Annotated in this window: 17 protein-coding genes; 9 read left to right on the top strand and 8 right to left on the bottom strand. The window is 43.2% G+C overall.

Annotation, left to right across the window (positions count from 1 at the left end; all coding sequences use genetic code 11):
- Positions 1–19: 19 nt before the first annotated feature.
- On the bottom strand, positions 20–235 hold the full coding sequence (locus EWV60_RS02980) for a RelB antitoxin-like protein (RefSeq protein ID WP_130757712.1): 216 nt from the start codon (positions 233–235) through the stop codon (positions 20–22).
- 23 nt (positions 236–258) lie between these two features.
- Complete coding sequence (locus EWV60_RS02975; protein WP_287230854.1) at positions 259–2,928, bottom strand: type I restriction-modification system subunit M; 2,670 nt, start codon at positions 2,926–2,928, stop codon at positions 259–261.
- A gap of 367 nt (positions 2,929–3,295) precedes the next feature.
- Between EWV60_RS02975 and EWV60_RS02970 the strand changes: the two genes are divergently transcribed.
- A complete protein-coding gene (locus EWV60_RS02970) occupies positions 3,296–4,768 on the top strand; it encodes an NADH-quinone oxidoreductase subunit M (RefSeq protein ID WP_287230852.1) in 1,473 nt (490 codons plus the stop codon).
- 62 nt (positions 4,769–4,830) lie between these two features.
- On the opposite strand, the gene EWV60_RS02965 is transcribed toward EWV60_RS02970, so the two are convergent.
- Entirely contained in the window at positions 4,831–5,994 is a 1,164-nt protein-coding gene (locus EWV60_RS02965; protein WP_287230850.1) for a cysteine desulfurase family protein, read from the bottom strand.
- 371 nt (positions 5,995–6,365) lie between these two features.
- Here EWV60_RS02965 and EWV60_RS02960 point away from each other — a divergent pair, with 371 nt between their 5' ends.
- The 3 genes from EWV60_RS02960 to EWV60_RS02950 all read left to right on the top strand — a co-directional run bounded on the left by EWV60_RS02960 (position 6,366) and on the right by EWV60_RS02950 (position 8,410).
- Complete coding sequence (locus tag EWV60_RS02960; protein ID WP_287230847.1) at positions 6,366–7,184, top strand: hypothetical protein; 819 nt, start codon at positions 6,366–6,368, stop codon at positions 7,182–7,184.
- Between the two features lie 140 nt (positions 7,185–7,324).
- Positions 7,325–7,726, top strand: coding sequence for a phage integrase SAM-like domain-containing protein (locus tag EWV60_RS02955; RefSeq protein WP_353734374.1), 402 nt, complete (start codon positions 7,325–7,327; stop codon positions 7,724–7,726).
- Between the two features lie 120 nt (positions 7,727–7,846).
- Complete coding sequence (locus EWV60_RS02950; protein WP_287230842.1) at positions 7,847–8,410, top strand: DUF4334 domain-containing protein; 564 nt, start codon at positions 7,847–7,849, stop codon at positions 8,408–8,410.
- On the opposite strand, the gene EWV60_RS02945 is transcribed toward EWV60_RS02950, so the two are convergent.
- From EWV60_RS02945 to EWV60_RS02935, 3 genes are all read right to left on the bottom strand, one after another.
- Entirely contained in the window at positions 8,389–8,811 is a 423-nt protein-coding gene (locus tag EWV60_RS02945) for a M67 family metallopeptidase (protein ID WP_002740058.1), read from the bottom strand. The two genes, EWV60_RS02950 and EWV60_RS02945, sit on opposite strands and share 22 nt — an antisense overlap.
- Before the next feature lie 87 nt (positions 8,812–8,898).
- Positions 8,899–10,161 (bottom strand): glycosyltransferase, encoded by a 1,263-nt coding sequence (locus EWV60_RS02940; RefSeq protein ID WP_287230836.1) that lies wholly within the window; start codon positions 10,159–10,161, stop codon positions 8,899–8,901.
- A gap of 77 nt (positions 10,162–10,238) precedes the next feature.
- The gene (locus EWV60_RS02935; protein ID WP_287230832.1) at positions 10,239–11,234 is read right to left on the bottom strand and encodes a formylglycine-generating enzyme family protein; all 996 of its coding nucleotides are present in this window, start codon (positions 11,232–11,234) and stop codon (positions 10,239–10,241) included.
- 87 nt (positions 11,235–11,321) lie between these two features.
- Between EWV60_RS02935 and EWV60_RS02930 the strand changes: the two genes are divergently transcribed.
- The 3 genes from EWV60_RS02930 (at position 11,322) to EWV60_RS02920 (ending at position 16,266) form a co-directional block, all read left to right on the top strand.
- A complete protein-coding gene (locus tag EWV60_RS02930) occupies positions 11,322–12,662 on the top strand; it encodes an ArnT family glycosyltransferase (RefSeq protein WP_287230829.1) in 1,341 nt (446 codons plus the stop codon).
- Positions 12,663–13,027: 365 nt separating this feature from the next.
- Positions 13,028–14,767, top strand: a complete 1,740-nt coding sequence (gene menD / locus EWV60_RS02925; RefSeq protein WP_287230826.1) for a 2-succinyl-5-enolpyruvyl-6-hydroxy-3-cyclohexene-1-carboxylic-acid synthase — start codon at positions 13,028–13,030, stop codon at positions 14,765–14,767.
- Positions 14,768–15,036: 269 nt separating this feature from the next.
- Complete coding sequence (locus EWV60_RS02920; protein ID WP_287230825.1) at positions 15,037–16,266, top strand: hypothetical protein; 1,230 nt, start codon at positions 15,037–15,039, stop codon at positions 16,264–16,266.
- A 6-nt stretch (positions 16,267–16,272) separates the two neighbouring features.
- Here EWV60_RS02920 and EWV60_RS02915 read toward each other — a convergent pair whose 3' ends face one another.
- The gene (locus tag EWV60_RS02915) at positions 16,273–16,683 is read right to left on the bottom strand and encodes a salt stress protein, Slr1339 family (protein ID WP_287230822.1); all 411 of its coding nucleotides are present in this window, start codon (positions 16,681–16,683) and stop codon (positions 16,273–16,275) included.
- A 236-nt stretch (positions 16,684–16,919) separates the two neighbouring features.
- Positions 16,920–18,905 (bottom strand): DNA sulfur modification protein DndD, encoded by a 1,986-nt coding sequence (gene dndD, locus EWV60_RS02910; protein ID WP_287230819.1) that lies wholly within the window; start codon positions 18,903–18,905, stop codon positions 16,920–16,922.
- A gap of 253 nt (positions 18,906–19,158) precedes the next feature.
- Between dndD and EWV60_RS02905 the strand changes: the two genes are divergently transcribed.
- Both EWV60_RS02905 and EWV60_RS02900 read left to right on the top strand, forming a co-directional pair.
- Entirely contained in the window at positions 19,159–20,802 is a 1,644-nt protein-coding gene (locus tag EWV60_RS02905) for an alpha-keto acid decarboxylase family protein (RefSeq protein ID WP_287230817.1), read from the top strand.
- Between the two features lie 144 nt (positions 20,803–20,946).
- Entirely contained in the window at positions 20,947–22,338 is a 1,392-nt protein-coding gene (locus tag EWV60_RS02900; RefSeq protein ID WP_287230814.1) for an IctB family putative bicarbonate transporter, read from the top strand.
- Positions 22,339–22,973 lie beyond the last annotated feature (635 nt).

Genomic DNA, 22,973 nt, shown 5'->3' with positions numbered 1-22,973 from the left:
CAAAAAAACATTTAAAAACTCAAGAGTTCCTTATCTCACTTTGATATTCTAAAGGATCGATAGTTAGTTGAATGCTACCCGCATAAGCTGCGAGTGCCTTAAAAGACTCTGTACTATCTTCCTGTTCACCTTCCTGCAATAATGCCTCAATTTTTTGCCAATCTTGGTCATCAATAATTACCGCCACTGGCTTCAGATTTTCATCTGTGACAAATTGCTTTTTAATAGACTGCATAACCTGCTCCTAACTGACTTAATTTATTCCCTATACCCTAGTTTAACCAAAAACTCATTTAATTCTCCTAAAGTCTGCTCTCGCTGGGCCTCCATTTCCTGACTTGATACCGCATACTTATCCCAAAGATTCTCAACCTTAGCGACAAGTCCCCGCTTTTCCCCATTCAAGTAACGAGTAAGCTGCTCCGATACCCAATCATAGAGCTTTTTTAGAATCAATTTTTTCGCTTCTTCATCCCTTAACTGTCCTCCTATTTCAGTCAGTAATCCCTCAGGATAAGATAATTTAATCTCCAAGGCTTTCTTATCCTTATTAAGCGCGTTAATCTTGGCCTTTTCTTCCTTTTTACTTGCATTTAACCCCATAAGCTGATTTTGTACCTGCTCAAGTAATTCAATAGTTTCAGCCTTAAATTCCTCATCACCAACCCGTTTTAAGCGCAGCTTTAACTCAAGCTGACTCTGCTGTTCTTTAAGTGTATTCTTAAGTAACTTGATCCGGTTCTCAATGTCAGTAATAACATTGTATTCTTGTTGGTAATATTGGCGCTCTCTGGCTGCTGAATCGCCCTGGGATTGCTTCAGGTCATCTATCAAGTCTTTAAGCCATTTCTTAATCGATGCGGCGCTAACAGTTTCTTCCTCTTCTGGTTCATAATTCGCCACCTCCTGCGCTGATTCTACCGCTTCGCTTAACTCCCCTTGGACTGCACTAATCTTACTTTCTAGTTCCTCAATTGCCGCCTCTTCCGCCTGAAAAAATGCCGCTAATAAATACTGATCAGGGATAAGAGTATGATGCCAGCCAGTGTTAATAATAGTCTTTAGATCATAGCGAATCTGCTGCCACCAGTTAACAAACACCCCCGCCGATTTAAACTCATCTAAAACCCCCAAAGGAATCAGCTGCTGTTTAAGGCTGCTCAGTAATTGCTGCCGCACTTGGGGCATAATATTATTTCCCTCCAACTTGGCAAAATCATCCCGCGCTTCTCGCCACCAATTTTTAAGCGTAGTATAGTGGTCGCTTATCCTTGCTTGTAAATCGGGATTAGCTTCCAGATTCTCTTTAATAGCGGCTTTCGTGGCAATTTCTGGGCAAAAACTAGCATAGCCGGGGCGTAGGGGTCTAAATAGGGTATTTGTGTTGATGCCAAACTTAGCAAAAGTATCCTGTTGTGCGGCAATTTCAGCCTGCGGAATACCCCCGATCAAGTGAGCTTTTACATCCTCCGGTTCTGGATCTGGCGTATTATCCACATAGCGGCGAATATTAAGATTAAAGTCGTGTTTTTCGACAATTTCCGACTTATCTACCAAGCGGCTATATTTGGGATATTCTCGCTTGTGGGTAAAGACATAATCGATCTTTTCAATGTCTTCGGGGCGCAATTTATTCTGGTTTTTTCCCTCAGCATATTCTCGATCGGCATTAATAAAAAGGATTTTATCGCGTAATTCATCAGGTTTATTTTTATTCACCACCAACACACAGGCCGGGATACCCGTGCCATAAAATAACCCCGGGGGCAAACTAATAATCGCCTCAATCAGATCATCCTCAATTAAGATCTCTCGAATCAGCTTCTCTTTCCCCCCCCGAAATAGCACCCCATGGGGCATGATAGTGGCCATGTGGCCGTCGGGTTTAAGACTGGCAATCATGTGCTGGACAAACATCAGATCCGCCTTTTTCCCCTTTTCCGGGCAGAATTCGCGAAAGCGGTTGGTAAACTTGAGATTAGCCCGGCTGTAATCCTGAGAAAAGGGCGGATTAGCGAGAACTCGGTCAAACTTGCGAATCTGTCCGTTTTCTAAAATGAGCGGATCTTCGAGAGTGTCCCCGTTTTCAATGGTGAAGCGGGTGATGTTGTGGAGGATCATATTCATATTACAAATTGACCAGACTGTACCGTTAGAATCCTGTCCGTAGAGCGCCAGATTCTGGGGGTTTTGCCCCTGTTCCTCCACATATTGATAGGACTGGATAAGGAAACCGCCCGACCCCACGGTAGGGTCATAGATAGTATGGCCCGCTTGGGGTTTAACCAACTGTACCAACAGCCGCACCACCTCGGCCGGCGTGTAAAATTCTCCCCCTTTCTTCCCGGCACTATCGGCAAAGTATTTGATTAGGTACTCGTAGGCTGCACCCAATAGGTCGGGAAACTCAAAATTATCGTTGACCAGCACAAATTGGGGCTGATTGAAATGATCTAGTAAATCCTTCCATTTTTGGTCAGGTATCTTGGTTTTGCCCTTGGTGGCATTAAAATCGATGTTATTCTTCAGCACTCCCGCCAAGGCATCGTTAGCATCCTCTACCGCCGCTAATGCCTTATTGAGCATATTGCCGATGTCCTGCTTAAGGTGTTTGAGCGGCGGGACTTCCTGGCCGTTTTCGTCGCGCCAGGATTGATGCCAGCGAGCGCGAGGAGGTACGAAAAATGTTTCTCCATAGGAGGTTTCGCCTTCTAGGAGTTCGGCAAGCAGCGACGGGTCTGGGATGTGTGCATATTGTTTCTTGAGTTGCGCTTGCTTGCGCTCAAACTCGTCTGACAAGCGTTTGAGGAACAACATCCCAAAGATAAATTCTTTGAACTCGGAAGCGTCCATTTTACCGCGAAGAATGTCCGCCGCCTTAAATAGAAAGCCTTCGAGTTGGCTGAGAGTGATCTTTTCTTGTTTCATCGTTAGTTAAGTTAAATGTTCACCAGTTTAAGTGGGTGGGTGGAATTAAATTGAAAATGGATTTTAGGTTCGATCCCCCCTGCCCCCCTTGATAAGGGGGGTGCCGATAGGCGGGGGGATCCCCCCTGCCCCCCTTGATAAGGGGGGTGCCGATAGGCGGGGGGATCCCCCCTTGATAAGGGGGGTGTCGATAGGCGGGGGGATCCCCCCTGCCCCCCTTGATAAGGGGGGTGTCGATAGGCGGGGGGATCCCCCCTGCCCCCCTTGATAAGGGGGGTGTCTGACAACTTTTAACACCTATCTACTTATCTTGCTAAAGATTGACCGCTCAGGCAATAATGGGAAGGTTTATCATGCCCATTAAAGAATGCTCAACGCTTTTATTTGGCTACCGATTATAGGGGCGATACTGATTGCCTACACGCCTCTAGAGGCGAAAAAAGTGCGAGGATTAGCTCTAACTCTTTCTGTCGTTCTCTTACTGCTTAATATTCTCCTTGGCTGGCAATTTGACCCTAGTAACCCGCAAATGCAGTTCACGGTTAACCTGCCTTGGATTAATTTCCTCGGTTTCAACTATGCCCTCGGTGTCGATGGCTTATCATTCTCATTACTTTTTCTTAACAGCATCTTGACAATAATTGCTCTTTATGCTAGTGGCACAGAGGTTAACCGACCGAAATTTTACTATTCTCTGCTCTTGTTACTCAATGCCGGAGTAGCGGGGGCCTTTCTAGCGCAGGATTTACTGCTATTCTTCCTATTTTACGAATTAGAAATCGTCCCGCTTTACTTTCTCATTGCCATTTGGGGGGGTCAAAGACGCGGTTATGCGGGCATGAAATTTTTATTATACACGGCAATTTCCGGCTTTTTAGTGCTAATCTCTTTCCTTGGCTTAGTTTGGCTAACCGGTGCTGATAATTTCGCCTATAACCCCCTTTTATCGAACAATTTAGACGTTAAAACCCAATTACTGCTCCTTATTCCCCTTCTGATTGGATTAGCCATCAAAATCCCGATTTTTCCCTTTCATACTTGGCTACCGGATGCCCACGTCGAAGCATCTACCCCCGTTTCTGTGCTTTTAGCGGGAATATTACTCAAATTAGGAACCTATGGACTGCTGCGCTTTGGAGTCGGTTTATTCCTCGATGCTTGGGTGACTATCGCCCCTTGGTTAGCAACGATAGCAGCTATCAGCGCCCTCTACGGGGCCAGTTGCGCTATTGCCCAAAAGGATATGAAAAAAGTAGTGGCCTATTCTTCCATTTCCCACATGGCCTATATTTTACTAGCGGCGGCGGCCACCACCAGATTAAGCATCACCGCGGCGATTTTGCAGATGATTAGTCACGGTTTAATTTCCGCTTTGTTATTTTTGTTGGTGGGAGTAGTGTATAAAAAAACCGGCAGCCGGGATGTGGATTATCTACGCGGTTTATTAAATCCAGAAAGAGGTTTACCAATCACGGGAATGTTAATGATTTTAGCGGCTATGGCCAGCGCCGGCATCCCCGGAATGGTAGGATTTATCGCCGAATTTTTGGTCTTTCGTGGCAGTTTCCCGATTTTTCCGATACAAACGCTCTTATGTTTGGTCGCTAGTGGTTTAACCGCAGTATATTTTCTCCTGATGATTAATCGGGTTTTCTTTGGTCGTTTAACCCCTGAATTATCGCGCATTCCTCGCAGTACCTGGCCCGAAAGATTTCCCGAAATTGCTTTGGCTTTATTTATTATTGTTTTGGGATTACAACCGAGTTGGATGATTCACTGGAGTGAAAACCAAGCATCAATGTTATTAACTGGCACGGCAATCAGTCAAAGGCAATCATAGAAAGCTTTTTCGGAATTGTTAAAACCTAGACCGAAACTAACTTGTGGATAGGAGCCGAAACGTCAAAAATTTTTGGCTTTGCGGAGGGAATTAACCGTTAAAACCACCTGTTCCCCCACCAGTTCAATTTCTTCTAAAGTATTAAAACGACTCAACCCGAAGCGCAGGGAGGCATAAGCGAGAGATTCGGAGCGACCCAAGGCAGTTAAAACGTGAGAGGGGGCGGTATGGCTAGAAGAACAGGCAGAACCGGAGGAAAGCGCCACTATTGGCTGTAATCCTAACAATAACGCAGCACCGTCCACCCCTTCAATACTAATATTTAAATTTCCGGCTAATCTTTGGCTAGGATGACCATTGAGATAAATTCTGTCTAATTGACTGATAATCTCCCATAAACGGGCTTTTAACTGATTTAAGTCGCTGTTATCTTGTTCTATCGCTTTGATGCCCAATTCTACCGCCTTGGCAAAACCGACAATTTGCGGTGTAAATAGTGTACCCGATCGCAGTCCTTTTTCCTGACCTCCCCCTTGAATTTGAGCGGCGAGACGAACTCTGGGGTTTCGGCGCCGGACGTACAGCGCACCGATTCCCTTTGGTCCGTGGACTTTGTGGGCAGTTAAGGACATCAGATCTATATTCATTTCCTCCACATCTAGGGGAATTTTGCCGATTGCTTGGGCCGCGTCCGTATGAAAAAGTACCTGATACTGGCGACAAATCGCCCCAATTGCCGCTAAAGGTTGAATCACCCCAATCTCGTTATTAGCCGCCATAATTGACAGCAAAATCGTGTCAGGACGCAAAGATTTTTCTAGTAGTTCCAAGTCAATTAGGCCATCAGCACCGACGGGTAAAATTGTCACCTCAAAACCCAATTTTTCCAGATAATGACAGGGATCTAAAACGGCGCGATGTTCTGTCATCACCGTAACTATATGCCTTCCCTTGGCGAAATAAGCTTCGGCAACCCCTTTGATGGCCAGGTTATTAGCCTCTGTTGCTCCACTGGTAAAAATAATTTCTTCGGGACTACTATTAATAGCAGCGGCGATTGTTTCTCTTGCCTGTTTAACCGCAGCCTCGGCTGTCCAACCATAGACATGATTAATACTACTGGCATTACCAAAGTGTTCGGTAAAATAGGGTAACATCGCCGCCAGAACTTGCGGCTCCATCGGTGTCGTGGCGTGGCAATCTAGATAAATCGGCTTTTGAGACATATTTTTCCCTTGCGGGGGATTTGGGAAGGAGATATCCTCTGTTTTAAGAGAATCTCTGAAAGTGCATTGCTAATCTATGTTAACAAAAAGGTATCGGATAAGCTGTTAAGCATTTAAATTGCTTGTTGAGACGAGGCAAGAGGCAAGAGGCAAGAGGCAACAGTAAAGGGATTGGGGGAGATTCGGCTAATCTTAAGAATAAGTGCTTTAAATGCGTCTTAGCTTAGTAGTCAACAGCTTACGACTCAGGCCAGAACTTTAAGATTTAATAATGAGAGCGCAATCGCTCCCTGAGAGCAGTTACAATTTCCCTATTCCAATGTTGTTCAGCAACCCAACAGGATTAATAACACATATTTTCTGGCTCAATCATGGCTAAAAAATCGAAGGCATTTAGTGAACTGCTCAGGCTGCAGAAAATGTCCCAAGGATCCGAAAAACCCTTGAAAAGCTTTGAGAAGAAATTAAGAGAAAAGTCCTTGCCTTTCAAGGAAATTGTCGTCTCTCCTTCTGGGGAAGTCACAATGTCGGAAGTTCTGGAGGATTTTATCGAGCCTTACCGCAAATCCAATGAAACGAAGGGATCTATGCGAACACTGCTGACCATAGGGATAATCGCTTGGAATCTGGCGTTGTCCCCCGAGTCAAAGCGGCAAGAGATGATAGACCGAGTTTTTAATAAAGACCTTCTTAAAGGAGATAAAAGGCTCAAGGCGGATATTCAAGGGCTAATCGACGAGCTAATCGCTAGGAAAAACCGTTATTTCTCGGAAAACAAGCGGATGATTGTGGATTTTGAGTTAAAAGAGCTAGGAAGCGAGTATCATCTCTCGGTTGCCTCCAGCTTGTCGCCCGAATTTTCCGAGTCAGAGTTTGCCTTCAAAGTCGGCGACTCGGTCATCGTCAAACAGGGTGTACTCGACCCAGATTTGGGGACTGACATCGGTGGTTGGCAAGGAAGAATTGTGATAATTGAGCGGCAGAGCAATCTCATCGGCATTGAATGGGATAGCATCACCCTGAAAAACATCCCCAGTTCGGTGATTGACCAGTGTGAACTGGAAAACCTAGACTGGGCCCAAATGTACCTCTCCTCAACGGATGTGGAATTAACCCAACCTCGAGATACAGAAGAAGATGTGGCCGCCATCATTGAGCAAATTCAGTCTAACATCGTTGAAGCTATTTAGCAGAAAAGAGAAAGGCGATTCCGGCGGTTGGCCGACCTTGACCCTGAGGAGAAAATGGCGGCTTTAGACGCTTGGAAAAAAAGACTTGATTCATTACCCTATTGACCATCGAGCAGCGATTTAGAGGAGAGAAATTTGAGATGGATGATTCCCAGAAATATGAGGCTGACTGTCAAAAGATAAGAAAAGTCAATCATGAATTACTAAAGGATTTCGAGAGTTGGCTAGAATCATCAGGTTTGTCGGAAAAAACCATTAATAATCATATTTCAAATATAGATTTTTATATCAACGAATATTTACTCTATGAGGATGCAGTAGAAGCTAAAGACGGGGTAGATATGGTCGGTGACTTTTTGGGTTATTGGTTTATCAAAAAGGCCCTGTGGGCCAGTCAATCAAGCCTCAAGGCTAACGCAGGTAGTCTGAAAAAGTTCTACACTTTCTTACTGGAAAAAGGCCTAATAGATAAAGATGATTTGCGAGAACTTAAAGAAACCATCAAGGAAGAACTGAGTGAATGGCTGGAAACCCTAGAGTGATACGATGACCCATTGAGTGAAGATATGTGGGATGTTTGGTGATTTTAGCCGAGGGGCAATCCCCCACCCTCTGGCTGGGCAGCTATAATATCATTGTCAGGACACAATAAGAGCGAGACAATGGAAACATTAAAATTAGAAAGCTGCCAGTCGATTCTTAAAGCTGGTCAAACGACCACCGAAAGAGCGTTAGAATTGTTTGACGCTCTCGACCCCGTGAGTTTAGACTTTATGCTCGGTCTTTGGCAAGGTTCTGGACTTCAGACAAATCACCCCATGGATGGTTTATTAGAAGCATCTAATTGGTATGGTAAAGAATTTGTCGATACTGAGAATGTCCACCCCCTGTTATTTTTAGATGGTCAGGGAAAAATTTTTAAGGTGGCACCTAATCCCACGGCCATGAACTGGATTTTGAAGCTGCCGATACTGAAAAATAATTCTCTGAAACCTTTGCTGATGCTGACCAATTCCTTGCTAAAAACAGAGACAAGTCAGGCTAGACTGCGAATGATGGAATATCGGGACAAAGTTAGCGCCACGATGATTTATGATTATTTGCCGATTAATGACTCTTTTCGGAAAGTAGATGATAATACGGTGCTGGGAATTATGGATTTTAAAAACTTTCCCCAGCCTTTCTTTTTTGTTCTCAAGCGATGTCAAAAACATTTTAATTCTTGAGGTTGGATTTGAAATTGTTCGCGCTCGTCCAGTTGCCAAGCTTGTAAATCGATCGCTCGCCCTGAAACTACGGAGACAATTAAATAAGTATATCCTGACCAGGCTAATTGGCGATCAATTTCCGAGGGAATGGCGGCATGATCGGGATGGGAATGATAGATACCGATAATTTCTAGCTGGTTTTCCCGGGCCGATTTTTGAGCTTGTAAAAGCACTTCTGGGGCAATACTAAAGCGGTTTTTTCTATTGCCTGACCAGTTATTTTCTGTTGCTTGTATGCTGATAACTTCGGCTGCTGTCTCGGTAATTTTTCCTAGGAGTAACCCACAACATTCTTCGGGATAGGTGGATTCTGCGTGGGTGAAAATAGACTGGTAAATTTTTTCTGTAATCAGGATCATAGGATGGAGTAAGCGGGTCTCAAATACTATGGACAACAGGGTAAGCGCATCTCAATTTTGTCCCACCATTTTTTTGCTTCTAGCTGGCTATTTTGTCACCCGCCAACTGAGTTTAAGATTAACCCAAAAGTTCCAAACCGTGACGATAGCGATGGCGATGAAGTTAGCTAGATAGCGATTGATTCCTAAACCATTAAAGAGAAGGTTGAGCAGCAAGACGTTTAAAATTAAACCGGCTAAACAGATCAAATTGAACTTGAAAAATCTTTTCCAGCGTTTATTCCAACCCCGTTGACGAGCAGATAAATCGCCAAAAGTCCAGCGATCATTCCAGATAAAATTATTAATAATTGCTAATTCAGCGGCGATGATTTTACTGCGGGTTAATCCCCAACCCAAAGCGGCGGGATCACTGAGAAGATAGAGGAAAGCCATATCGACAAAAACCCCGGTTAATCCCACTAAACCGAAGCGAATAAATCTATCTAAAGGTAGATTGACAATTGCATCTAAAAACCTTAATGGCCTTTGAGAGCGCAAACGCAGCAGATGGAAGATATATTCTAGCCATTGTTTCCAAGTTACCTTACTTTCCCCCTCTAGCCGCTCTTGGAAGACATAACCCACTTCTCCGATGGTTTTGATGCGACCTTTGCCGATGACTTCTAGTAAAATTTTGTAACCGGTGGGATTGAGAATCGGACCGGCGATCGCTTGACGGCGGACCATAAAGTAACCGCTCATGGGATCGGAGACGCGACCGACCACCTCTGGCAGTAGAATTAAACCGAGGATTTGAGCGCCGCGAGAGAGAAATCGTCGCAGCAGACTCCACTCGCTCACTCCTCCTCCTTCGACGTGACGACTAGCAAGAGCTAAATCGGCTCCTTTTTCGATAGTTTCGAGGAGATTATAGAGAATTTCGGGGGGATGTTGCAGATCTCCATCGATTACTCCTAGTATCTCACCCCTTGACCCTTGCCAACCCCGCACCACTGCCGACGCTAATCCTTTTTCTCCCTGACGACGCATCACCCGCAGTTGCGGGTAATCCGGGGTTAATTTGCTGGCTAATTCCCAAGTGCGATCGGGACTGTCATCATCGACGATAATTAGTTCATACTGATCGGGAATTTTTTGATCGAGTAATTGACTGAGATTCTCGACTAGGGGAATAACGTTATCTCGCTCGTTATAGGTGGGAATAACTAGAGATAATTTGAGTAATTGCGGCGAATCTCTGAGAATATAACTATTATTGCTGGTAATTTCTTCAATTTGATCTAAAAAAGGAATTTGCAAAGAGCCGACGGGGGTGGTTAAAAAGGGATAGGGTGGAGAGTTGGTCACTCGCTTACACTCACAGACTAAAACAGGTTTAGAGACGCACAATTTACCGGCAAAGTTGTTGAAACCAGAATTTTGAGCTAACTACTGGCGATGCGGAATCCTAATACACTATAGCGATTATCCGGACCAAATTGGCCTCGACTAGCGGAGCGACATTCCCTCAATTCTGTCCCCCAACCACCTCCACGCAGGATGCGATAACGATTGCCGGTGCTATTAGGATCGGCCGGCCATACTTGGTCATCGCTGGGAGCATTTTTATAGTTGCGATGCCAAGGATCGGCACACCATTCGTATAAACTGCCATGTAAATCGTATAATCCGAAGGCATTTGGGGGAAAACTGCCTACAGGGGTGGTTTTAGCTCGAAATTCGCTCTCTCTTTCCACTGCATAGGGAAATTTAATGGCATAGTAGTTAGCGAATTCACTGGTAAGGGTGGCACCAAAGTAGAAGGGTGTGGTAGTGCCGGCACGACAAGCATATTCCCATTGTGCCTCGCTTGGGAGTCGATAGTTTCTGCCGGTGGCCCTGGAAAGTCGATCGCAAAACTCGATCGCATCATACCAAGAGATGCTATCGACGGGTAAGTTATCCCCTTGGAAGTGGGAGGGATTGGGTTTTAAATCGCGGTCAATTTTGGGCAGATTAGCGACAATTTGCCATTGTTTTTGGGTTATCGGGTATTTACTCAGGTAGAAACTGTTCACCTTGACTAAGCGCTGGGGTTTATCACTACCAGTAAAGTCTCCTTTTTCTCCGTCCGGTGTCCCCATGATAAAAGTGCCAGCAGGGATAGCAATCATCTCTAATCCCGCAAGGGTTTCGCTGTAGTATTCGGCACTGCGGGAATTGCGCTCGATCACGAAACCGCTAGGATCGAGAGTGACGGTTTCAAAGGAAAAGCTTTGTCGGGGGGGAAAAGAGGAATTTTGGGGGGATTGCGGGGGTATGATTGCTGTAGCGGTGGAGGGGGAAAAAATATTTTTTCTATCTAGAATCGCTGCCAGTCCGACTCCTGCACCGATCAGACTGATCCACTGGCCAAATTTACGTCTGTTTACTTTAATCATCCCGATTTTTCTGTCATTATCACCCCATCCATTATACCATGAAATTCTGACTCTTATTTAGTCACTGCCACCTATCCTTAATAATCGATGCCCAGCTTTTTGACTGTCCATAAACATTGGTTGATTGCAGCAATTATCACCTGCTTAGGTGCTTTTTTGCGAATCTATAATTATGATTCTTTGCCTCCAGATAATTGGACTGCTGACGAATATGCTTTTGCTTGGAGTGGTATGAGTTTATTACAAACGGGTATCCCCACCAGTTGGTCATGGTTGAGTCCCACGGATAATTTTCCTACGGTGGTTTGGGAAGCGAAAAATATCCGTTATCGTTTGGTGACTCCCTGGTTTGATCATCCTCCTTTATTTGGTTTATTGGTGGGTTTATTTGCTCTTTTAGGAGGAGCAAAGACTTTTTTTGATTGCAGTTTAACTATTATTAGAGTTCCTTCTTTATTCTTAGGTATTGCTGCGATAGTTTTGGTCTATTTACTGGCTCTCAAGTTGAGTAATCTATCGATCGCTATAATCGCTAGTTTAATTTATGCCACCAATCCCAATACAGTTTTCCTCTCTCGGTTAGCTATTAGTGAAAATTTAATGATTGTTTTGTGCTTATTGATCGTCTTACTGTATTGGCAATACTATCAAAATCATCGGAAAAAATATCTCTACATCGCCGCTTGTTTAGCTGGTTTGGCCTGTTTAGTCAAAGTAACTGCTATTTATTTAGTAGTATTATTAATTGTCCTCTTGATTTACGAAAAGCAAGGACGAGAGGCTATTTATGTGACTGCGATCGGTGCTTTCTTTTTCTCTCTCTATTTTCTCTACGGTGCTATCTATGACTACGATTTCTTTCGGAAGATATTTCAAGAACAATCCCTGCGCTTCGAGGACTTTAACTTTGTCAAATATCTAACCACTCCCACGGTATTTTTCGAGGATGGTTGGCTAATTTTTAGCTGGTTAACCCTCTTACCCTTTCTCCGAAAGAATCCCGCTAGTCCTCAAGTTAGATTACTCGCTTTACCAGTAATCCTCTACACCTTAATTTTAGTTGCCACGGGAGCGCAAAGTCACTTTTTTACTTGGTATATGATTCCTTTTTATCCGTTTATGTTTATTATTCTAGGCATCTTTCTTGATGATTTTCGCCAAGAAACGGACGGATTAACTGCCTCAATTATTTTTATCTTTCTGGGAGTTTGGTCGATTCATCTCAATCTAACAGCCTGGATTTTAGCTTCTCCCTACGGCCGCTATTATTTTATGATCGGTACGGCGGCAATTCTGGGAGTATTCTATCTCAAGGATATCTTTGGTCTCTTTAAAAAATTCTGGATCGATCGCTTTACTTTTCTGCTCTTCTTGGCCCTGCTGGCAGCTAATATCAATGTGGTGTTAACCTATAAGTTTTCTGGTTAAAACTTAGCAAGAAAGGAACCCGAAAAGGGATAAATTGGCCCGGGAATCGAGAGTAAACTTAACCCGGATCGCTGACTTGAAAGAGGGTGTGGGGTGTGGGGTGTAGGAAAGGAAACCTCTTTCATCTGTGGGGGTGAAAATTTTTTCATCGGGACTGACTCAGGAATAACTTATTCTTGGCCAGTTCCAGCCAATGTTAAATTTATTAATAGACTGTACTGCATTTAAACTGCGTATTGAGAATTTTAGTACAAATGCTCAAACTCCTTTTCCCCGCTCATAGACAGTCTTAACGAGTAATTTAGATAGTTAACAGTATAGACTCTTTAACCGATTGTCCCCTAACCTTTGCACTGAACTGATAAATGTCGATCGATTTTCGCAATCTTAATACACTTTGGGGTTCTATTTTAGTCGAAACATTGGCCCGTTTGGGATTGAAGATAGGGGTGGTTTCTCCCGGATCGCGATCGACTCCTTTAACGGTAGCCTTGGCAAGACATCCTCAGATTGAAGCTATTCCCATCTTAGACGAGCGCTCGGCCGCTTTTTTTGCCCTGGGATTAGCCAAACAATTATATCAACCGGTGGTTTTAGTCTGCACTTCCGGCACTGCCACGGCTAATTTTTATCCCGCAGTCATTGAAGCAAAAGAAAGTCATGTCCCTTTATTAATTCTAACCGCCGATCGCCCCCCAGAATTGCGTCATGCTCATGCCGGTCAGACTATCGATCAAGTCAAACTCTACGGTAATTATCCCAACTGGCAAGCGGAAATTAGCTGTCCTAGTGCCAATATCGAGCGTTTACGCTATCTCCGTCAAACTATCATCCATGGGTGGTTGCGCTGTCTCGATCCTGTCCCCGGAGTGGTGCATCTGAACTTACCATTTCGGGATCCCCTCGCACCAACTCCCGATCTAGAAATTAACAATTTAGAGGCTAATTTTGACCAAGAGGCTTTTTTTAGCCATATATCTCGGCAAAATATCCCCATTAACCACTCAATTCTCGAAATTCCTTCTTTACCCCGTCAAGGAATTATCATCGCGGGATTAGCTTCCCCGCAAAACCCTGAAAGTTACTGTCAGGCGATCGCTAATTTAGCCCGATCGCAACAATATCCCGTCTTAGCAGAAGCTTTATCTCCTCTGCGAAACTATGCAGGGTTAAATCCCCATCTGATCACTACCTATGATTTATTATTGCGGAATGCTGCCATTAAAACCCAATTAACCCCCGATGTTGTCCTACAAATTGGCGAATTACCCACCAGCAAAGAATTACGGATCTGGTTAGAAGAAATCGACTGTCCGCGCTGGATTATCGATCCCCATCCCGATAATTACGATCCTCTACAGGGAAAAACCGGACATCTCAGGGGAAATATCGAGCAATTAGGGCATCTATTCCCAGAAAAACCCGATAATAACCGAGAATATCGAGAATTATGGCAAAAATTCGACCAGCAAGCTAGATTTAAAATTGATCGCCTTTTGGCAGCAGAAACTAAACTGATTGAAGGAAAAATCTCCTGGCTGCTCTCCCAATACCTCCCCCCCCGCACCCCGATCTTTATCTCTAATAGTATGCCTGTTCGCTATGCCGAATTTTTTAACCCGCCTAGCGATCGCAAAATTCGTCCCTATTTTAATCGCGGGGCCAATGGCATCGACGGCAACCTCTCCACTGCAATAGGAATGGCTTATAAAAATGTCCCTAGTCTGCTATTAACGGGAGATTTAGCCCTATTACACGACACAAATGGTTTTTTAATCAAAAAATATTTTGTTGGCTCCTTGACCATAATTTTAATCAATAACAAGGGGGGAGGCATTTTCCAGATGTTGCCGATCGCTAAATTTGACCCTCCCTTTGAAGAATTTTTTGCCACTCCCCAAAATATTGACTTTTGCCAACTCTGTCACACCTACGGTATTGATTACCATTTAATCAGTGATTGGACTGATTTTAAGCAAAAAATCGCAGTTTTACCGGAATCAGGCATAAGATTACTAGAAATATCCTGCGATCGAGCTTTTAATACCCAATGGTTCCTCAGTAATTATGTGTGGGGTGTGGGGTGTGGGGTGTGGGGAGAATAAAGCTGCCTATTGCCTATTGCCTATTGCCTATTGCCTATTGCCTATTGCCTATCCTGATAGGTAGCATATACTCAACGGATTTAGTATTAATTCCCTTTTTCGAGAAAGTGAATACAATGGGTGGAAAGAGTTAAGTAGTCGGACATAAATTCTGTTGTCTATCTTAAGAAATGTAAATTGCCGCAATTCTTACTGACTCCTGACTCCTGACGACCGACTCCTTACCCTACAGTTAACTTTACTTTTGTCCAACTACTTAAAAGGGTCCGATGAATCGACAAAGACGGCAAAAATCAAGACAATTTTCTCCCCCCAGATATTCTATCTTTCCCTGGGAGCAATGGCGATGGGGAGTGACTTCTTTGGTGATTAGTTTAGTCTTGTCCCTACTGATTTTAAAACTGAATACCTCTAGTCTCTCCACTGCCACCATAGATACTTTAAATCCCTCCACGGTGGGGGAGAATTTGGCCGGTAAGAGCCTAGATGAGTTAGAAAAGCAGAAAATCGCCGAATTTTTGCAAATTACCCCGCCAGAAACCCTCTTAACCATCGATCGCACCCCTTTGTTTATTCTCCACGACACAGCTTGGAGTATGACTGCGGGTAACATCGAAGAACAGAAAAAATATGCTCGCGGTCCGATGAAATTGGGTCCTAATGTTTACATCCCCCGCAAACGGAATTCTAGGAATAGAGATATTTTAGACTCGATCGCCCGGCCTTTTTTTGAACGTCACCGTCCCACAGCCACTTTTTATGAACAAGCAGCCGAAATGCTGCCCGCAGACACCAGAGATCAATTAGTGCGTCAACTGTGGCAACTTACCCCAGAAACTATCCGCGTCAAGGGTTTTGCAATTGCTTTAGAGGGTGTTCCCTTGAGTACGCGATCGGCCTCTGAGTTAGAAAAAAGAGCGAGAATTTGGTTAAATACGCCTTCAGAAGCCGTCTTTAAGCGTTTAGTCAAAGAATATCCGACAAATTACTTTGATGGGGCAAAAACTACCGCATTATGGGCAACAGAAGCGATTTGTCAGCAGCTATCTCACCCTAATTGCGATCGCTTGCAGCTGGTTTTTGCCGAAAGAAATCGTCGGGTTATCTCCAGCGTTAACATTGAACTGGTACAGGCGCCGGGATCCCACTGTTTGACCAAAGGACGTTTGCAAACCCTCCCCGGTTACAGCGATTTTCAATACCAGCAAACGGCGAAATATTATCTCCTCGCAGCCTTACAAACGGGACAACTACCGCAAATTGTCAGCCATTTTGCCGTCGATAGTTTTCTGATTAATCAAGGAAAATATCCCCATTGTGACCCCCGGGGTTTTGATCTACAACGTCTTTACAATCTCATCAGTGAAGCTTTGGATTATGACCCCGGCACTGTTTATGGTATCGTCCCTCGTTACGGCACAAATATTATAGCTGGTGATAATATTTGGTGGCATAATCGAGTTTTTGATGCGGCCAATTTACCCACAACTTTAAATTAGACCTGATCATTTAGAAATATCCACTTCTCCCAAAGCTTCTAGATAGGTAATCGCCGCTTCTAAAGGAGAATCGTAGCTATAGGAAAACTCCTCAAACCAGCGTCCTTCCTCCGATTTGGCATCCAATTTATCTAACCATTGCTTTGCCTTTCTAGTTAAAGCTTCTCGCTTGCGCTGCTGTTTTAATGCCGACGCTTTTTCTTTTTCCGCTGCCTCCTGTTGTTCCCTTTCTTGGTTTTCTAAGGCTAAAGCTTTTAAAAGCGCATCGGTACAAGAATCGCCGGCATAATTAACCTTAAATTCGGCTGGGAAACGCTCTTTTTCTTGGCGAGAAGAAGAGGACGGCATCGGTTTTTCCCGATCCCGTTTCTGGTATTCTGCCTTCATTTGTGCCAGTAAATCTTCTATTTCTCCCATAATGGTCAAGTTAGAAAGTAAAAAGTTAAAAAGATAATTGCTCTGATTGCCTCTGCCTTAATAACTAAGTAGCTAGTTATAATTAAATTGAATATGGCACCCCCCTTAATCTCCCCTTGATAAGGGGGGTGCTGATCCCCCCAAAAGCTTGGATTGACTGATAAAATCGAAAGTAATACCCGATGTCTCAAGTTAATCGGGGGAGGATTTTTGGGGAATTTATCTCAGTCATAATTTTACCAAAAGTAGCGGTCGGGGTGAATAGTGGTTTGACGTTGTTGGGAATTGTATTCTAGCAGGTATTTTCTGGCGATTACTTCCTGTTCTTCTAATAAGAGTAGCTCATTTTGTCCAATTTCTGTATCGGTAGAAAGGAGGATGACTTGAGAGGAAGCAGCGGGAAAGTAACGTTCAACTAAATTATAGCGATGGGAAGAATCTAAACGTCCCAGGGGTGTATCGATAGCGATGGGTAAATCTCGTCCGGAAACTCGCGCTAATCCCCACAAAAAAGCGATCGCTAATAGTTGTTTTTCTCCGGCAGAAAGACGGTGTTTAGGCACATTTTGTCCATCGGGACCAAAGAGAGATAGACCAAAAGTATCAGCATCGATCGCTATTTTCTGAACTAGATCGGACTTATGCAATAAATAACGAAAACATTCCGCCACTTCTCCCTCTAATCTATTTAATTTTTTTAAAGTTAAGCGTTCTTTAAATACTTTTAAAGTTTGCTGTGCTTTGACAATAGCATTAACGATATGTTCGTTACTTTGCGATTCTAAAGCTTTCTCACTATAGGCAAATAATTCTTTTTTAGTTTTCTCAATTTTCTTTTTGATTTCCTCATAATTTTTGTGGCTTTGCTCGTATTCTGCTTGAGCATTTAAATACTTTTTCTGAGCGGTTTTTAAGTTATTACTCAGGGTTTCGTATTCTTCGGGAGAGGCTGCTACTGCTAATTCTCGCTCTAAATTATCTAAGTCAGCTTCCAGATTTTTTAATTGTTCTATTGCTTGATGAGCGAGGTTAATTTGTGCCGGTAATTGATGGGTTAAGACTCGATTTAATAACTCGATCGCCTCCTCGTCTAAATCTAAGTAAGAAGTAACCAAAGAATCGTTATCCTCAGCTAAAAACTTATTTTCTTGCTCTAAAAACTCCCTAATATTCTCTAATTGTTCTAAAGTTAAACTTAGTTGTTTTAAATAAGCAAGTAACTTTTTATCTCTAGATTCTAAAACCGATTGAGCGACTTGAGCAGATTGAAATTTTAGCTCTTTTTCTCCCTGAATTTTAGCAGCTTCTAGGAGAGGAAAAATTAACTTTAATGGTAATAATTCCCCCGCCAATTGACCTAAATATTCTCTCTGTTTATCTAACTTTTTATCTACCTCCTTTTTTCTGCTCTCTAATTGACTTCTTTCGGCGGCAATTTTTCCGCCATCAATGCGAAATTTATCCGAGACTGCATCAAAATCATTTCTAACCAAATCTAAATTTTTTTGTTGAGTTTCCATCTCTTGCCTAGCCAATTCTAAATCTTCTTGGTACTGGGCTAATTTTTTCTCAATAGCTTCAATAGTTGCCAGTTCATTTTCTGCTGCTAATAACCGGCGCTTGCGACTAGCTAAAATATCGAGATCAACGGCTAATCTTTCCGCTAATTCTAACCCTAATAAAGTCTGCATCGAATCTTTAACACTGTCAGGAGGTACATCCTGTTCTGCCAATTCTTTTACCTGTTCCCCATCAAATAAAAACAGGTTAGAAATACCCAAAGGTAATAAAGTTTCAATATATTCATCCCAAGTATTAGCTAAGGCAGGATCGGGCCAATCTTCATCTAAAATACCGAGGGTATCCTTACCATCTTTAGGCTGTTTTGTCCAGTATCTAACGATACGATATTGTCGCCATTGTTCATTAACCAGATGTTCAAAAGCCAGTTCTATTCTAGCTTGATCGATGAGGGAAGCTTGATTATTAACTGCTTGACTGAGAAACTCGGCATAACTTAAATTATTGCGAGTAGAACACTTCGCCCGCGCACCGTACAAAGCCAAACGAATCGCATCCATTAAAGTAGTTTTACCGCCCCCATTCATACCTCCCAAAAGGATAATCGGACAGGGATTATTATCTTTTTCGGGACGTAAATTAATCACTTGACGACCGGCGTAGGGTCCGAAATTTTGCAAAACTAATTCAGTAAAAATCATTAATATTCAGCCTTAGTTAAGTCGAAAGTTTTAGGGAATCTCCTGTGAAAATTATACCTGAAAAAGTACCGCAGATATTTTTTATACCCAAGAGAAAAACCCCAGACTCTATACTATAGCATTGATCACCAGGGTCTAGATATAATTAGAGTCTGCTGATTTTTACTTTCTAGTTCATTACTGGACATTAGCTTATTTTTTAAAAAATCGCTATGATCGGCGTGAAAGTGCCAACATAGGGGAGAAAATTGCTATGATCACGATCGGCGAATATTTATGCCAGCGTCTCCATAATTTAGGGGTTAATCATATTTTTGGGGTGCCGGGGGATTATGTCCTCGATTTGATGGATGTTTTGGTGGAAAGTCCGATCAAATTAGTTTGCACCTGTAATGAGCTTAACGCAGGTTATGCCGCCGATGCCTACGCGCGAGTTAAAGGTATGGGTGCTGTCTGTGTCACCTACGGAGTCGGGGGGTTTAGCCTCGTTAATGCTGTGGTCGGTGCTTACGCTGAAAGAGTTCCCCTGGTGGTGATTAGTGGAGCTTCCGATCGCTCGATTCGCCGGGATAATTTATTATTACACCACACCACGGGCGATTATAATCTGCAATTTTCCATCATGGAAAAAGCCACGGTTGCCTCGGTTATTCTCACTAATTCTGCCCAAGCAGCTAGTCAAATCGATCAAACTTTAGCAGCTTGTTTGCATCACAAACGTCCCGTGTATATCGAAATTCCCCGGGATCTGGTCTATCGTCCCTGTATCCCCTCAGAAAATCCAATTTATTTAACCGATAATCTCACGGATACCGCCGCTTTAGAAGAAGCCATTGAAGAAGCGGTTTTTTTATTAGAAAAAGCGGAAAAACCAATTATTTTAGCGGGGGTAGAATTCCATCGGTTTAAACTCCAAGATAAGTTGCTGAAACTTTTAGAAGTAACGGGTTATCCCTTAGCTACCACTATCTTAGGTAAGTCGTCAATTTCGGAAATGCAGCCGCAATTTATCGGCACTTATGTGGGAGCATTAAGTCGCGAATACGTTAGTCAACGGGTGGAAAATGCCGATTGTGTCCTCTGTTTAGGGGCGATTATGTCCGATATGAATTTAGGGGGATTTACGGCTAATTTAAATCCCAATAATTTGATTAATGCCAATTCCGAGAAGGTAAAAATTAAACATCACTTCTATCAACCAGTATTCCTAGTGGATTTTATCGATGGTTTAATTGATAAACTAAGTCACAAAGAAGCGGCTACACTAGAGATTAAACCCGCGGCCGAATTGAAGGATTTAGAATTCCTACCCGTGCCAGAGCAAAAATTAACTAATGCTCGTTTTTATGAGCGAATGAATCATTTTATCGCTCAAGAATCTTTTGTTATTTCCGATACAGGGGACGCAATTATTGCCACGATTGATTTATTGATGCCTCAAAAAACCGACTTTATTGGTCAAGCATTTTATCTCTCTATTGGTTATTCAATACCCGCCTGTTTAGGAGTAGCTTTTGCCGCACCAAATACTCGTCCTATCGTCTTTGTGGGGGATGGTGCTTTTCAAATGACTGCCCAAGAACTTTCGACAATTATCCGTCACCATCTCAATCCAATTATCTTTTTAATTAATAACGACGGTTACACGATCGAGCGGGTAATTCAGGATAATATTTATAATGATCTACAACCGTGGAAATATCATCAATTACCGGCAGTATTTAACGGGGAAAGTTGGAGTTGTCAAGTCAGGACAGAAGGGGAATTAGAAAAGGCTTTATCGATTGCCCAGGGTAACATCGATCGCCTATCATTTATTGAAGTACATCTCGATCGTTTTGACTGTTCCCAAGGCTTAACTCGTTTAGGTCAAGCTTTACGTTCACCCCATGCTTAAACTGGTTATGCTATTAGGTTTTGACTGTGTGAAGCTGCCCTAAGACACCAGACTGAAACTCTTTTCGCTCCCAAGAGTCAACAATTAAGATACAATCGGTATCTTAATCAAAGTGTGATGGTGACAACCGCAACTAAAAACCCTATGAATGCTTTTTGGAAACAAATCACCCTACTGAACTTTTCCCCCGCTTCTTGGTCAAAATATAGCTATCTGCATCGTTTCGTCGGCCTTTTTAGTCAATGGCGACAGGGTAGCCGGTTTGTGGAGTGGACAGAACTGATGGGTGCGCTGTTAATCTCTCTTCTTATCGCCACTGCGCCGTTTTTCTCCACCAGTCAAATCGGGTTTTTATTGTTAGCAATAGCGGGTTATTGGCTACTCTTAACCATTGTGGATGAAGGCAAAATCGGGGTGACACCGATTCACATTTTAGTGCTTTTATACTGGGGAATTGCCACGGTTTCCACGGCTTTTTCTCCCGTTAAAACCGCAGCTTTGGAAGGATTAATTAAATTAACTCTCAATCTCATCTTTTTTGCCTTTACTGCCCGAATTATGCGCTCACCACGCCTAACAAATTGGATTCTGACTACTTTAGTTTTAACCGCCTTAGCAGTCAGCATCTACGGCATTCGTCAGCAAATTTTTGGTGCGGAACAGTTAGCAACTTGGAACGATCCCACTTCAGAATTAGCGGGGGATACTAGGGTTTATAGTTATCTAGGTAATCCTAATTTATTAGCTAGTTATTTATTACCCGGTATTGCTTTTAGCGGTGCAGCCTTGTTTGTGTGGCAGGGATGGCTACCGAAAATTTTAGCGGCTTTATTAACTTTAGCCAATGGTGCTTGTTTATTTTTTACCGAGAGTCGTGGCGGTTGGATTGGTTTGATGGTCTTAGGAATTGTCTTCTTATTGCTATTATTTTATTGGTTCAAAAATTATCTACCGTTATTTTGGCAAATATGGCTTTTACCCTTAATTTTAGGGGGTTTAGCCGTGGTGGTTTTAGGAGCGATTTTATTGGTGGATCCGCTGCGAATTCGGGTGATGAGTATTTTCGCTGGCCGGGAAGATAGTAGTAATAACTTTCGGATTAATGTTTGGGATGCAGTTATCCGCATGATTCAAACTTATCCGCTTTTGGGCATCGGACCGGGTAATGATGCTTTTAAGAAAATTTACCCCCTATTCATGAAGCCAAAATACACGGCTTTAAGTGCCTATTCTGTGCTATTAGAAATTATGGTAGAAACGGGAATCATTGGTTTTACCTGTTTCCTCTGGTTATTAGTCACAACTATCGGCCAAGGCATCCATCAAATTAAACTTTTACGCGATAAAATGGATAGTCAAGGCTTTTGGTTAATCGGGGCAATTGCCGCTATGGCTGGAATTCTTGCCCACGGTTTCTTTGATACAGTTTGGTATCGTCCCCAAGTTAGTACCCTCTGGTGGTTAGTTTTGGGTTTAATTGCTAGTCGTTGTTATTCCCCCGCTAGGGGTTTTGATCCTGGCAATTCCCTCCTCTAGGGGGGGGCGAAATGGGGGAGCATTGAGGAGTTATTTCAAATTACGGATAGGACTGCTCTGAAGGGTATTTGAAGCTCGTGTAGGCGCAGGCGAGGGGGATTATTAAGAAAAATCACAAACCCCCCATCCTACCATCTCTCGGTGGGCAAAGCAAGAGATAATTAAATTAGGGTTGGCTGAATAAATCTAAAAACCTTGTTGGATAATATCTTTAGGCTTTTTTGAAATCAAAAAGTGCCAGCGATTGGAGTGATTGGGGGGAAAATTCAGGGACTTTTTCCCTAAAAATTAGGTAATTGACTCCCTGAAAATGGGTAAAACCCCACACCCCACACCCCACACCCCACACCCTGCCACCAGGAAAAACTTTTCAGCAAACCCTAAATTAGATCGTTTCCCAGTTTGTTCCGCGCTTGGCGCGATTTCCCAACTGCAATAACGAGAGTAAATCCCTGTGGCCGTTATAGAGACGAGGGAGGAAAATAATGGATCGTTCTCTTAAGTGGGCCGTTGCGATTGTCATCGGAAATTTTGGGTCTGAAACCCCGCCGTTCTAGGTTGGCTTTACGTTAGAATTAAAAGGCCAGTCTCGAAAACCAAGTGGACGGCGCAGCACCTTGAAAACTCGGCTTAGG

It is taken from the genome of Microcystis sp. Msp_OC_L_20101000_S702, assembly GCF_007095705.1.
GTDB classification, from domain to species: Bacteria; Cyanobacteriota; Cyanobacteriia; order Cyanobacteriales; family Microcystaceae; genus Microcystis; species Microcystis ichthyoblabe_A.
This window is presented reverse-complemented; position numbering and strand designations above follow the sequence as displayed.